Genomic DNA, 13,515 nt, shown 5'->3' on the forward strand with positions numbered 1-13,515 from the left:
AACATTTCGTAAATCAAAAGGCGACTTTTTGAACAATCTCTTAAATTTGACAGGAAACTACATGCAATTATCGAAACATAATGGAGGAATGAAAAAATGAAATCCAAGTGGTTTACGCTGTTGTCCATCATGGTGCTGTTCAGTTTGCTGGCTGCGTGCGGCGGGGGAGGGGGCACGGCGAATACCGGCAATACCGGTGGTAGCGGCAGTACCGGCGAGAGCCCGGGAAACGGCGCTGCGGAATCCCCGACACGCGGCGAAGGAGTTACGACCGTTCAATTTTGGCATTCGCTGGGCGGCAAGAACGGGGAGTATATGGATGCGCTCATCCAACGCTTCAATGAATCGCATGAAGATATTGAGGTTGTCGGCACCTTCCAGGGAAGCTATGACGAGACGGTAACCAAGCTGCAGCAGGCCATTGCTTCGGGCACGGGCCCGGACGTGAGCATGCTGGAGCGGGCTTACGTGCAGATGTTTGCCGATGCTGAAGTTTTGGAGGATCTGGCCCCGTATCTCGAGCAGTCCGGGATCAGCGCCGATGACTTTACGCCGGGGCTGATGGGCCACTCGTATTTTAACGACAAGCTTGTCTCGCTGCCCCTGAATCGCTCCACTCCGATTTTGCATGTGAATAAGACCTTGCTCGATGAGCTCGGGCTCTCCGTTCCGACGACATGGGAGGAGATGAAGGAAGTCGCGAACGCGCTTGTGGTGAAGGAAGGGAACGAGTTTAAGCGGTACGGGGTCAGCATGCCTTATGATACCTGGTACCCGATCGCGATGATTTCGCAGGCCGGCGGCTCCTTCTTCAATGAAGATAATACTTCGATCGGCTTTGCCGATAACGGAGCCGGAGAGAAGGTATTCTCTTACCTGAAGGACCTGCAGAGCACAGGCGCGCTTTATTATCCGCCGGCCCAGGATTCCGGGAATATTGTGAACAGCATGTTCGTGGAGGGCAAGGTCGGGATGATCTTTCAATCCACAGGCTCGATCGGCGGTCTGGCCAGCACGGTGGATTTCGATTATGTGACGGCTTTCCTGCCGAAGGATGAAGTGTACGCCAATCCGACGGGAGGGGCGAATGTCACGATGCTGTCTTCCTCCAAGAATAAGGACGCCGCGTGGGAGTTTATCCGCTGGATGGAGATGGAGGAGGAAGGCGGACTCGAGTTTATTTTGCAATCCGGGTATTTGCCGTTTACGAAGCAGATGGTGGAATCGGAGCAGATGCAGGAGCTGTGGGCGAAGGAGCCGAACCGCAAGGTTGCTTACGATCAGCTGGAGTTTGCCGTCGATACGAACAAGGATGTAGCATGGCCTGAAATTATGCATGAGTTTTTCTCGGCGATCGAAGCCATCATGTACGACAGTAAGGATATCCCGTCCACGCTGGACACGTTCAAGAAAGAAACGGAGCGGATTTTGGCTCAGTAATCGATAACAACAGGAAAAAAGGAGTGGCAGAACTTATGATCGAACGACTGCAGGAACAAGCCGGCATCATGGTGGCCGCACACCGCGGCTACAAAGCGGCCTATCCGGAAAATACGCTGGCGGCATTTCGCAAAGCGCTGGAGCTCGGCGTCGACATGCTGGAATTCGACCTCCGGCTGTCCAAGGACCGCCAGGTTGTCGTCATTCATGACGCAACCGTCGACCGGACGACCAATGGCACCGGCAAGGTAAGCGACTTTACGCTGGAGGAGCTGAAGGCGCTGGATGCGGGCGGCTGGTTCGGGCAGGCGTTCAAGGGCCACGTCATCCCGACCCTGGAGGAGCTGTGCGAGCTGCTGGCAGAATATCCCGAGGTGCTGTGCAACGTGGAGATTAAGCCAAGTCCGGATGCCAAGGAAGCTGCGGATCTGACGATCGCGATATTAGGCCGGCACGGATACCTGGAGCGCTGCGTGTTTACCTGTTTTGATGCCGAGGTGCTTGCTTATATACACGATGCTTACGGAATGAAGACCCAAGGCTTTCCCGGAGAGAAAATGTCGCATTTCGTCCCTGGCGAAGACGGCACATATGCAAAAATGTGGGCCATCGGCATTGAGATGTCGCTCTTGTCTCCGGCGATCGTCGCGCGGTTTCAGGAGCAAGGGCTGCTCGTCTGGAGCTACTGCCCTGACGATGAGGAGGGGGTGCAAGCTTCGCTGGAATGCGGCGTAACCGGCATGACCTGCAACGATCCGCTTCCGGCGCTTGCGCTAACCCGAAAGAAGGGTGACCAATGATGAGCTCTTTGTTATCGAACATTAGGAAGCAGACGGCAGATTTGCCGGCGCAGCATCTCGCCAATCTCGATGAAGTCGAGGCGATCCGGATAGAATCCGGGGCTTTGTCCGGCGTTGCCGGTTTCTTGGAGCAGAAAGGCTGGACCTCGGCCGTCTTGGTCGCGGATCGCAATACGTACGAGAAGGCCGGCAAATCATTGGAGGAGCTCCTCGTCCGAGCATCGCTTCAGGTGCAGGTAACGCTGCTTCGCCCTGATGCCAAAGATGATGTCATTGCCGATGAAGCCTCGCTGATCCAGGTTATTCTGGATATTCAGCAGAGCCGAGCGGGCGCCGTGCTTGCGGTGGGCGGCGGAACGATTCACGATATTAGCCGGTATGCGGCCTATACAGCCGGCCTTCCGTTCGTCTCGGTGCCGACGGCGGCATCCGTGGACGGCTTTACGTCCAAGGGAGCGCCGATTATCGTGCGGGGGGAAAAAAGGACGATCCCCGCCATCGGACCAAGCGCGATTTTTGCCGATGTCGACATTCTCATGCAGGCCCCCGCACCGCTCACCGCTGCCGGGTTCGGGGATATGCTGGGGAAATACACCTCGCTCTTCGACTGGAGATTCGGCAGCCTGATCGCTGATGAGCCTTACCTGGACCGATCCGCGGACATCACGGCGGCGGCACTCCGCAAATGCGTGGATGCGGCGGGAATGATCGCGAGACGGACCGAGGAGGGAATCCGGACCTTGATGGAGGCGCTGATCGAGTCTGGCCTTGCGATGCTGCTGTTCGGTCAGTCGCATCCCGCATCGGGCTCGGAGCATCATCTGTCCCATTATTGGGAGATGGAGTTTATCCGGCTCGGCAAGAAACAGCTGCTCCACGGCGCCAAGGTGGGCGCAGCCTGCATTGAAATCTCGCGTCTGTATCATGCGATAAAGGAAGAAGGGCTTGAAATCCGCGCGGGGCGTTTCGGGGAAACGGGAACGAAAGCGGAGCAGGAAGCGGACCGCATCCGTCATCGGGTATCCGAGCACTGGAACGGCATCCGGCTGCTTCTGGAACAAATCCCGAGTCCGCTCGAGCTTAGTGAGCTGATGCGCAGCGTCGGCGGCCCGGCATCGGTGTCGGAGCTTCCGATATCCGGCGATCTGCTCCAGCGGAGTCTTCGCGAAGCGCATCACGTTCGTTCGAGCAGGAAAACCTTGCTTCATATCTATAACGAATATGTCCGATAAGACGAAACTTCTGCGGGCTTATGCCTTAGGGGCGCCTGCCTGTCTTTCTCACACCTTGTCTTCAATAACTTGACAGTAGTCACCTGGTAGCGGCCAGCCGCACCAAAAAAGCTGTTCCCTTAGCGAACGAATCGCTATGGAGAACAGCTTTTTTGTGTCGTGATAGGCTAAAATTCCGGTTGTCTACTCGGGCCGTTCTTCGTCAGTTGATGGCCAGCCGCCCCACAGACTAACGTGATTGCCGTCCGGATCGGTGAAGCTGAAGCTGTAGCCGCCGTCCTCAATATACCTCATTTCGCTGACGGCCACCCCGTTATTCTGCAGATGCCGGTACACCTCCTGGATCTCATCGACCTGAAGCTGGACGATGGACTGCAGCTTGCCCTGCGAATCGGTAAATTGGAGTCTCGGGATGTCCTCGGCCTGTACGAGGCCAAATCCGACATCGCCGATGCACAGCCAAGCGGCGGGATTTCCAGGGGTATAGGGGAAAGACAGCTGTACCCCCAGCAGCTCCTGATACCATTTCAGCGATTTCTCCACGTCTTTGACCGGCCATTGAATTACGGCAACGCGGTGCGGTGTAATTGCCATGGTTTACTTTCACGCTCCTCATATCAATTGGTTAACTTGTTTCTCATCTACGCCTTCCCATAGGTGTGATCACTCTAAGAAACGGAAGACGATGCGGAAAAAGAAACGGGCTCGAAAAAAAATTTTGTCCTAAAGGCAAGCAAATGTCCGTCAGGATCCCGGAACGTAAAGAACAGCGCCTGTCCGGAACGCTGGACCTGGCGCAGCGTGATGCGGTTTGCGCTGATGGACAGGTAGGCATTGGCAATGGCATACGGGTTGGCCGTTTGAAAGCCGTGAATCAGCGCCTTGAACCAAGCCGGTGAGCCGGAAGGCTCCTGCAGCGGAGAAGGCGGAACGGATGCTCCGTTCTCCGCTTGCAGCTTGGCTAACCGTTTGCGGGCCCGTTTCAATGCTTCCTTCACGGCTCCTTCGGTGCTCTCGATAAGCTGAGCCGCCTCTTTGGCCGTAAACAAGAAAATGTCCACCAGAATGACCAGCACCGTCTGCTTGGCAGTAAGCCGGCCGGCGATCAGTTCGATCGTCTCCCGGATAAGGAAACCGTCCTCCTCGTATTCTCTTTCCGGTAAGTCGTCTCCAGAGAGCATGGCCTGACGGCGCTGCTTGCGATAGCTGTCGATCCAGACGCTGCGGGCGACCTGGTATAAATACGCCTTGGTATCGGGCGATCCTGCGATCGGGATAGCGATCGATGAAGCTTGATCAGGGATTCCTGCAGCAGCTCCTCGGCATCCCAACTAGAGCCCGATGCAAGTTGTAGACAGTAGCGTCGAAGAAGAGGCACAAACGGGGTTATGAGGCTTGAAAATTCGGAATCGAAAGCCATATGTATTCACTCCTAATCATCCTGCCTTTAACATTCCATAAAGCTTGGAATAAGTCCTGCCGAACCTGCCATAGGTCTATGGATGATGTGATGAATAGACTACATTGGTCCTTTTTTCCTAAATCCACCAAATGCGTTTCGTATGCGAACGAAGAAGTCGAATTTTGTAAAAAGTGAAATGAAGCTCTTAAATTCCTCTCCTAAGCTGCCGATAACAAACTAAGCGGAGTCTTACAGTCCAGCTTATACCAATATTTTTTCGATACCGCTTGTTCGTTTTTGTTTTTGTAGTGAGCGCGCCTTAACACAAAAAGAGAGCATACGCAAAAATTTTGGACACAGGAATGAGTAGGACCCCGGAACCATTTTTGGGGAGGATTTTAGAGCCATGCTAAAGAGCCTTAAGCAAAAGATGATAACGATGATTTGTTTGATTCTGCTTGTCAGTCTCGGCACTGTCTTCGCGGTAACCTATAACAGCTCATCCAATTTGCTGGGAGACAGTCTGGACAAGGAAGCGCTCTTGAGCGCCGAGAATCTGGCGCTGCAAATCGACGACTTTCTGAACGCGGAAATTGCGAAGATCGAAACCGTCGGCAAGTTCATTACGGGGGACAAAGAGCAGGATTTGAAGTTGATTCAGAAGGCGCAGGAACAGAATACCGAATTCGAAACCTTCTTCTTCTCCTATGATCTGACAGGAAAGAACGTAATCAACTTCCTTGGAGAGGTTACCGACGTGTCCGACCGGGTTCATTACCAGGAAGCCGGAAAGGGCGAGGGCAAGATTGTCGTGTCGGAGCCTGTGCTGTCCAAGCGGACCGGAAATAACATCGTGACGATGATCATTCCGCTCATGAAGGACGGGAAGCAGTATGGATATATGGGCTCGACGCTTCCGATTAACGAGGTACAGAAGAAAGTATCAGATCAATCCTTCGGCGAAACCGGCTATGCCTTCTTGTTGAGCCGTACCGGAACGTTCATGTGGCATCCGTCCGAGGAGCTTGTCCTGCAAACCAAGGTTCAGGATGTCGATGCGGAACTGACGAAAGCTTATGAAAAGGTGAGCCAAGGTCAGCCGGGAGAATTCCAATATGCACTGGACGGAACGGCATATACGGCAGCCTATGCCCCGTCCAAATTAAATTGGGGCGTATTCGTTACGGCGCCAAGCAAGGAGCTGAACGCTCCGATCTCCAAGCTATCGGTAACGCTCGTTGCCATCTCGGCAGGAGCGCTGCTTGTATCTATCGCTGCAGCATATTGGGTGACGTCGCAGATTGTGCAGCCGATCCGTAAGCTGAATGCGGCCGTGAAGGAAGTGGCCGCAGGGGATTTGACCAAGACGATTCAAGTGAAGGGCAAGGACGAGGTCGCGGTTCTCTCCGGCGATTTCAACCAGACGGTATCCCATCTGAAGCATCTGGTCGATGGAGTGAACGATTCATCCAAGCAGGTGCTGACCGTAACCGAGGTTGTCTCAGGCGGAGTCGATACGGCTTTGAACAGCGTCGACCGGATTGGAACGTCCATTCGCCAAATTGCAAGCGGAGCGAACGCCCATGCTGCAAGCTCTTCCGAGATCGCTGTATCGATGAGCGATATGGCGAGCGGCATCGTGAAAATTGCGGAAACTTCATCCATGGTGTCCGAGGCTGCGCAGGAAGCGGCAACGCAGGCGGAGAGCGGCTCTGTCGTCGTTGAGCAGGCCGTGAAGCAGATCGGCAACATCGGCGAGGGGACATCCAAGGTTGGAACCGCCATCGAGCGTTTGAACGAACGTTCTTCGGAAATCGAGCAGATTTTGAGCTTTATTACGGAGGTCACTTCCCGCATCCGCCTGCTGTCGCTCAACGCTTCGATTGAAGCGGCAAGAGCAGGGGAGCATGGCCGAGGCTTTGCAGTCGTCGCTGAAGAAGTGAAGAAGCTGGCAGGGCAATCGGAAGCGTCCACCGATCAGATTGCGAAGCTGATCACCGAGATTCGGGAAGACACGCTGAACGCGGTCGAAGTGATGGACGTCAGCCGTAAGGATGTACAGGAAGGCATCGCGCTTATTGAAGAGGTGCGCGAGAAGTTCGATAACATCCTGTATGCGACCCGGAACGTGGCTGATCATATTCTCGAGGTTTCGGCGGCTTCCGAAGAGATGTCGGCAGGCTCCGAGCAGGTCAGCGCTTCCATTGAAGAGCTGAAATCGATCGCCGACCATACGTCCAGCGATGCGAAGAATGTGGCAGACGCTGTGGAAGAGCAGATCGTGACGATCAAGGAGATTTCAAATTCGGTTAAGCAGCTTGAGAGCGTAGCCGAGGAGCTTAGCAAAGAGCTGGCAAAATTCAAATTGTAGTCTCCCCGGGCTGCTTGAAAGGGGGGATGCCTGTAGGAAAGCGTTAAGAGAGTCAAGCAGGAAACAGGGGTACGAGGCAAAACAGGCAAGAATGCAGAAGCAAGAATGCAGAAGCAAGAATGCAGAGGCAAGAAAGCAGAAGCAGGAATGCAGATGCAAGAATGTAGCAAGTATGCAGATGCAAGTATGCAAGAAAGCAGAAGTTAGGTAGGCAAGCAAGCAGAAGCTAGCTATGCAAGAAAGCAAGAATTACAACAAGAAGAAAACTGGAGGAATTGAAACCATGGCTAAGAATTGGAAAAAGGTATTACTGGCAGGGGTAGTCAGCTTATCCCTCGTAGCAACAGGCTTTGCGGCAAACGAGGTTCTGAGAACACCGGACGTTTCCGCAAAATCCGCTTCATCCCAAGCACCGGGACAGCTTAAGAAACAAGCGGAATCCCAATTGGATGAAATTATTGAAAGAGGCTATATTCGGGTAGGCATGACCGGAGACTACAAGCCGTTTACATATTTGAATCCGGAGACCAAAGAGTACGAAGGCTACGACGTTGACGCGATGAAAGAGCTGGGTAAAGATCTTGGCGTAGACGTTCAGTTCGTGAACACGACTTGGTCCACGATGATGAAGGATCTGCAGAACGATAAATTCGATATCGCCGTAGGCGGAGTTACTCGTAACACAGCTAGACAAAAAACAGCATACGTTTCCCAAGGCTACATCTCCTTCGGTAAAGCGCCTCTGATCCGCGCTGAAGACAAGGACAAATACTTGACGATTGAAGACATCAACAAGCCTTCCGTACGTATTGGCGTGAACCCAGGCGGTACAAACGAAGTGTTCGTGCGCGAGCATCTGAAGAATGCGAACGTAACCGTTGTTCCTAACAACCTGGACATCCCGCATCTGGTTGCGGACGGCACGTATGACGTAATGATCACCGATACGATCGAAGCGATCACTTATGCGAAGGCTGACTCCAGATTGTACGCTGCATTGACGGATAAGCCTTTCACTAACAGCGAGAAGGGCTACATGATTCCTCGCGGCGACTTCGAGTACGCAAGCTACCTGGAAATGTGGATCGATGAAATGAAGCTGCAAGGCAAATTCGACGCAATCCACAAAAAGTGGCTGGAGTAGGATTTAGCCTTACCGATTAGCAACAGGCACCAATATCTGCCGGCAGAACAGGATGAAACTCCTGATCTGCCGGTATTTTTTTGCGTTCGTCCGCTCGATCCGCATGACCGGTCGCGCCCCTAGCGCCGTTTAGCAACCAAGCGATAAGGGTAGTAAATAGACAAGGTATGAAGCAAGCGTACCTGTTACAGCATCAGGAATTGAAATGGAGGGCGGACGATGAAGTTTGGAAAAGGGTTGGCGGCAAGCGTAAGCATCCTGTTGATATGCATGCTCACGGCTTGCGGCGGCAGTGACACATCCGGGCGCGTGCAGATTGAATTTTTCCAGAACAAGCCTGAAGCCAAGGGCTCCTTCGATGCATTGATTCAGAAGTTTAACGAATCCCAATCCGACATTACGGTCGTTCAAGTCAATCCGCCGGACGCGGAGACGGTCCTGAAGACACGGGTCGTTAAGGACGATATTCCCGACATCGTCGGCATGGGGGCAACCGATACATATTCTCTGCTCGCCCAGAGCGGCATTTTCATGGATATGACCGGCAGTCCGCTGCTGAGCCGGATAGACGAAACCTACGTGCAAATGCTGAGGGACGTTTCCGGCATGGAGGAAGTCATCGGGATTCCATATTCCACGAACGCCAACGGCGTGATGTACAACAAGGAGATTTTCAGCAAGCTGGGCCTGTCCGTTCCGCGCACCTGGGACGAGCTGCTGGCCACCGCGAAGAAGGCAAAGAACGGGGGAACGATCCCGTTCTACTTCACATACAAGGACGATTGGCAGACGGTGCTTCCGTTCAACGCCTTGGCCTCCAATCTGGAAGGCATCGAGTTTTATTTGGATCGCAGGGAAGGGAAGGTCACGTTCGCGGACCGGTACCGTGAGATTGCGGAGAAGCAGCTGGAGCTGATGGAGTATGGCCATGGGGACAACTTCGGCAAAAACTACGCCGACGGCAACCGCGCCTTCGCCAGAGGCGAGTCGGCCATGTACATTCAGGGGACTTGGGCGATTTCCGAAATCCGGAAGGCCAATCCCGAGGCGCCGATCGGCTTCCTTCCGTTGCCGACCGGCGACGATCCGGAATCGAACAAGCTGATTTCGGGAGTGGACACCTTGCTGGCGGTCGCCGAAGAATCCAAGCATAAGGAGGAGGCAATGCGGTTTATCGAATTTTTGCTTGAGCCGGAGAACAGCAAGCAGTACATCTCGGAGCAGACGCTGTTCTCAACCGTCCAGGGCGTTGCGCAGGACGATCCGGCCGTGGCTGAGCTTTTGCCTTACCTGGAGCGAGGACAAGTGGTCGATTTTGCCGACCACTACATCCCGGCTGCCGTTCAATTGAACTCCATTATCCAGTCCTTTCTTCAAAATCGGGATATTGACGCCTATCTGAAGAAGCTGGATACGGAATGGGACAAGGTTGCGGACAGGCGCTAGACGTTGAGGAACAGACAGCCCTGACCAACGCCATTCCAATGAACATTGAGGAGGATTCAAGCATGAACAAGCGGCTTATGCCTTACTATTTGATGACCGTACCGGCAGTTGTGCTGTTCTTCGTATTTCTGACCCTGCCTGCGCTGCAGGGCGTGTATTATTCCTTCACAAACTGGAACGGATTCGGCGACCATTATGATTTCATTGGAATCAAAAACTACGTGAATCTGTTCAAAGACGGCAATGTCGGCAACGCTTATTGGTTCACGTTCAAGTTCGCGGTCGTGGTCACGATTCTGATCAATATTCTCAGTCTCCTGATCGCCATGGGACTGAACGCAAAGATCAAGGCGAGGAATTTTTTTCGGGGCATCTACTTTCTGCCGAATATTCTCAGCGTCCTGATCGTCGGCTACATTTTCAACTATTTATTCTCGAACGTCTTTACGATATGGGGGCAGAACCTCGGCATTGGCTGGCTCTCGACCAACCTTTTGGGGAGCGAGCAGCACGCCTGGATCGGCATCGTCATCGTGGCAGTGTGGCAGGGCGTCGCCTATAATACGATTTTGTATTTGGCCGGGCTGCAGACGATTCCGGGCACGTTATATGAGGCCTCGAACCTGGACGGCGCGAACCGCTGGCAGGAATTCTGGAAGATCACCTTCCCGCTGATCGCCCCGTTCTTCACGATTAACATGGTGCTGGCGATGAAGAATTCCCTGATGGTGTTCGACCAGATCGTGGCGCTGACAAACGGCGGCCCGGGGCGTGCGACGCAGTCCATCTCGCATCTTATCTATACGGGGGGCTTCGAGGGCGGCGAGTTCGCGTATCAATCCGCCAACTCGGTCATTTACTTTATTCTGATCGCGGCCGTGTCCATTGCGCAAATCCGGTTTTTACAGCGAAGGGAGGCGGAGATGTAATGCGGACCAGAACCAATTGGCCGGTCATGATCCTCATCGCCTTGGGCACCGTGCTGATCCTGTTTCCGTTATACATGACGGTTACGATAGCGCTCAAATCGCCCCAGGATATGTTGACATCGGTGTTCGGCCTGCCGAAGGAGCTTCATTTCGAGAATTTCGCCAATGCGATCGCCATGACAAACTTCTTCAACGCGCTGGGCAACAGCGCCATGGTAACGACCGCAACGGTCGTCTTGACGCTGCTTACGAATTCGCTTGTGGCCTATGCGATTGCGCGTAACATGAACCGGAGGTTTTTCAAAGGGCTCTACTTTTACTTCATCAGCGCGATGTTCATTCCGTTTCCGATTATTATGCTGCCGCTGGTGAAATTGACGGCCGGCTTGAACATGACCAATCTGGTGGGACTGACGATTCTGCACACCGTCTATGCGCTCGCGTTCAACGTGTTTGTCTATGTCGGCTACATCAAGTCTATACCGGTTGCTCTTGAAGAAGCGGCTCGGGTTGACGGGACGTCCACGTGGGGCACGTTCTGGAGGATCATCTTCCCGATTATGGCGCCGATCAATGCAACGGTGGGCATCCTGATCTGCTTGTCCACCTACAACGACTTCCTGCTCCCGCTCATCATCATCAGCGACACGGATTCCTACACGCTGCCGCTGGTGCAGTACATTTTCCAAGGGCAGTTCAATACCGAATTCAATCTGGCCTTTGCTTCGTACCTGATGGCCATGCTGCCGATGATCATCATATATCTGTTCGCCCAGAAATGGATCATTAACGGTATTACGCAGGGAGCGGTCAAGTAGACGGAGAGATGGGATAATAAAAAATTAAATATGCTGTACGCCAAAAAAAGCTGTACGCCCTCGCGCTAAGTGGTTCATGCGCGGCGTACAGCTTTTGTTCGGTTAATCGATTGGAAAGCTTGTTCGAGATCCGGCTGCCCGAATGCTGTCTCGGTCCCGGTGCTTCTCAAATCGGGATTGACTAGGGAAATCATTCCGCCTTGCCCCGTAATTCTACAATCCCAGCATCATGCGCTTGTCCGAATCCGGATCGCTGGCAACCTCGCTGTGGCGGTTGAAAATCATCGTCGACCGTTCGCTCCGGTCGTACTGTGGCCAAGGCAGCGACGGCGTGTCCGGGGATCCGGTGCGGGCGAATGCGGCCCAGGCATCCTGCATCCGTTCTGCAAGCGACTGCGTGTCCCGGTCAACTTCAACGCCAATGTTGCGAAACAGTCGTACCGTGTTGAACACGAACGGGATTTCCAAAGCATGCATCGCTTTGCCGAGAACCGGATGCTCCGGGAGCGTCCAATCGAACCGGTACATCCAGACCGGAGCCTGCCCGCTGTGAGCTGCCGCGAATTGAACGGCAGAGCGCCAGAAATAGAGGTCGGTCATGATTTGGGCATGGCCATCAATGGTGTAAGGATATTGCTTCGTAAAGGCGCCCGCGTCCTGAATCCCGGTCATCGCTTCGACAGCATGCACCAGATGCTCTTCCTTGATCAGCGGCGAGTTAGGCCGGAAGAACAAAGCTCCCTCCTCGAGATTCGTTCCGATGAGCAGCGGCACGGATGCGGCTGACCCGGCCTGCACCGCCTGCAGCGGCTCTAGCGGCAGCGTGTCCGGCTCGACGACAGGCTGGAAGATCATGTTCACGCCGGGCCCGATCCGCTTCTTCAGTCGTTCACCGGCCTCGAAAATCTGCTGCGCAGTCATGGCCTCCAGCTGATCCAGCCCATCGGCGGTTACGCCAAGCTCCTGGAGCAGGCCGTCGGCAATCTGCTGCGCCTGTCCCGAAGGCAGCGCCTGCGAAGCTCCGCTCTGCATGATCGCTTGATGAAACAGCCCCTTGGCTGCCGGCATGGCGAGCAGCGCGGCAATGCTCATGCTGCCAGCCGACTCGCCGAAGACGGTAACCCGGTCAGGGTCCCCGCCGAATGCGGCGATATTGTCCTTAACCCACGTCAGCGCCGCAATCTGGTCCAGCAGACCGACATTGGAAGAGAGGGCTTCGTGAAAAGGGCTGAGATGGACAAAGCCGAACGGCCCCAGTCGGTAATTGATCGTGACCAGTATGACGTTTCCTCGCGTGGCGAAGGAATGGCCGTCATAAGTCGGCAGGCTGCCCGAGCCCGTTACAAATGCGCCGCCGTGAATCCATACCATGACCGGCAGCGGCTCCCCGGCTTGATGCCCGGGTGCCCATACATTCAGGTACAGGCAATCCTCGGACATCGTCTTCGTAACCGCACCGGTCATCATGCTGGAGGAGGATTCCACGGGCTGCGGGCACATTGGAGAGAACTGGCGTGCATCCAGAATCCCTTCCCAGGCTGCCGGCGGTACAGGAGGGCGGAAGCGAAGTTTGCCGATCGGCGGCTCTGCATAGGGGATGCCTCTCCATATGCGGACGCCGTTCTCCAAACGGCCTTCAATTCGTCCATACTTGGTTGATACAACGGGATTCGTCATATTGTTCTCTACACCCTTTCTCTCTTTCTTGTATCGGTAATTGTGTCTAAACATGAAGGATCCGGCAAGCGGCGCCCGAATTCGGAAGGAGGAACGGTAAAAGTCCGACGTGCATTGTTACTCCCCACCTCTTGCCCTGGATCGAAAATTCTGTGTTTATGGAAGCATCTATATACACTTTACCAAGTTAACGACCGGGTTTCAAAAAATGACATAATCCGTCTTCTTGAGCAGGAATGCGAAGAACGTTGAAGAA

At 54.1% G+C, this 13,515-nt stretch carries 12 protein-coding genes; 8 read left to right on the plus strand and 4 right to left on the minus strand.

Going from position 1 to position 13,515, the window contains the following annotated elements:
* Nucleotides 1–96 precede the first annotated feature (96 nt).
* The 3 genes from NST08_RS03490 to NST08_RS03500 are packed head-to-tail and all read left to right on the plus strand — an operon-like array spanning nt 97 to nt 3,472.
* Entirely contained in the window at nt 97–1,440 is a 1,344-nt protein-coding gene (locus NST08_RS03490; RefSeq protein ID WP_341341461.1) for an ABC transporter substrate-binding protein, read from the plus strand.
* Nucleotides 1,441–1,475: 35 nt separating this feature from the next.
* Nucleotides 1,476–2,240, plus strand: coding sequence for a glycerophosphodiester phosphodiesterase family protein (locus tag NST08_RS03495; RefSeq protein ID WP_210094182.1), 765 nt, complete (start codon nt 1,476–1,478; stop codon nt 2,238–2,240).
* Nucleotides 2,240–3,472 carry a sn-glycerol-1-phosphate dehydrogenase gene (locus NST08_RS03500; RefSeq protein ID WP_210094349.1) on the plus strand — a complete coding sequence of 411 codons (1,233 nt, stop codon included), beginning with the start codon at nt 2,240–2,242 and terminating at the stop codon, nt 3,470–3,472. Before NST08_RS03495 ends, NST08_RS03500 begins: the two co-directional genes overlap by 1 nt.
* Nucleotides 3,473–3,655: 183 nt before the next feature.
* Here NST08_RS03500 and NST08_RS03505 read toward each other — a convergent pair whose 3' ends face one another.
* The 3 genes from NST08_RS03505 to NST08_RS03515 form a co-directional block, all read right to left on the minus strand.
* A complete protein-coding gene (locus NST08_RS03505) occupies nt 3,656–4,066 on the minus strand; it encodes a VOC family protein (RefSeq protein WP_341341462.1) in 411 nt (136 codons plus the stop codon).
* A 74-nt stretch (nt 4,067–4,140) separates the two neighbouring features.
* A complete protein-coding gene (locus NST08_RS03510; protein ID WP_341341463.1) occupies nt 4,141–4,653 on the minus strand; it encodes a sigma factor-like helix-turn-helix DNA-binding protein in 513 nt (170 codons plus the stop codon).
* Nucleotides 4,578–4,892, minus strand: a complete 315-nt coding sequence (locus NST08_RS03515; RefSeq protein ID WP_341341464.1) for a sigma factor — start codon at nt 4,890–4,892, stop codon at nt 4,578–4,580. The genes NST08_RS03510 and NST08_RS03515 overlap by 76 nt, the downstream gene beginning before the upstream one ends.
* Nucleotides 4,893–5,280: 388 nt before the next feature.
* Between NST08_RS03515 and NST08_RS03520 the strand changes: the two genes are divergently transcribed.
* From NST08_RS03520 to NST08_RS03540, 5 genes are all read left to right on the plus strand, one after another.
* Nucleotides 5,281–7,245: a methyl-accepting chemotaxis protein gene (locus NST08_RS03520; RefSeq protein WP_210094179.1), complete on the plus strand. Its 1,965-nt coding sequence runs from the start codon at nt 5,281–5,283 to the stop codon at nt 7,243–7,245.
* A 283-nt stretch (nt 7,246–7,528) separates the two neighbouring features.
* Nucleotides 7,529–8,389, plus strand: a complete 861-nt coding sequence (locus tag NST08_RS03525; protein WP_007132462.1) for a transporter substrate-binding domain-containing protein — start codon at nt 7,529–7,531, stop codon at nt 8,387–8,389.
* Nucleotides 8,390–8,608: 219 nt separating this feature from the next.
* Nucleotides 8,609–9,835 (plus strand): ABC transporter substrate-binding protein, encoded by a 1,227-nt coding sequence (locus NST08_RS03530; protein WP_341341465.1) that lies wholly within the window; start codon nt 8,609–8,611, stop codon nt 9,833–9,835.
* Nucleotides 9,836–9,897: 62 nt separating this feature from the next.
* The gene (locus tag NST08_RS03535; protein WP_040740190.1) at nt 9,898–10,764 is read left to right on the plus strand and encodes a carbohydrate ABC transporter permease; all 867 of its coding nucleotides are present in this window, start codon (nt 9,898–9,900) and stop codon (nt 10,762–10,764) included.
* On the plus strand, nt 10,764–11,582 hold the full coding sequence (locus NST08_RS03540; protein ID WP_341034463.1) for a carbohydrate ABC transporter permease: 819 nt from the start codon (nt 10,764–10,766) through the stop codon (nt 11,580–11,582). The genes NST08_RS03535 and NST08_RS03540 overlap by 1 nt, the downstream gene beginning before the upstream one ends.
* 213 nt (nt 11,583–11,795) lie before the next feature.
* Here the strand turns inward: NST08_RS03540 and NST08_RS03545 are convergent, their stop codons facing one another.
* Nucleotides 11,796–13,259: a carboxylesterase/lipase family protein gene (locus NST08_RS03545; protein WP_007132458.1), complete on the minus strand. Its 1,464-nt coding sequence runs from the start codon at nt 13,257–13,259 to the stop codon at nt 11,796–11,798.
* Nucleotides 13,260–13,515: the final 256 nt, after the last annotated feature.

It is taken from the genome of Paenibacillus sp. FSL K6-1566, assembly GCF_038050475.1.
GTDB lineage: Bacteria > Bacillota > Bacilli > Paenibacillales > Paenibacillaceae > Paenibacillus_AQ > Paenibacillus_AQ lactis.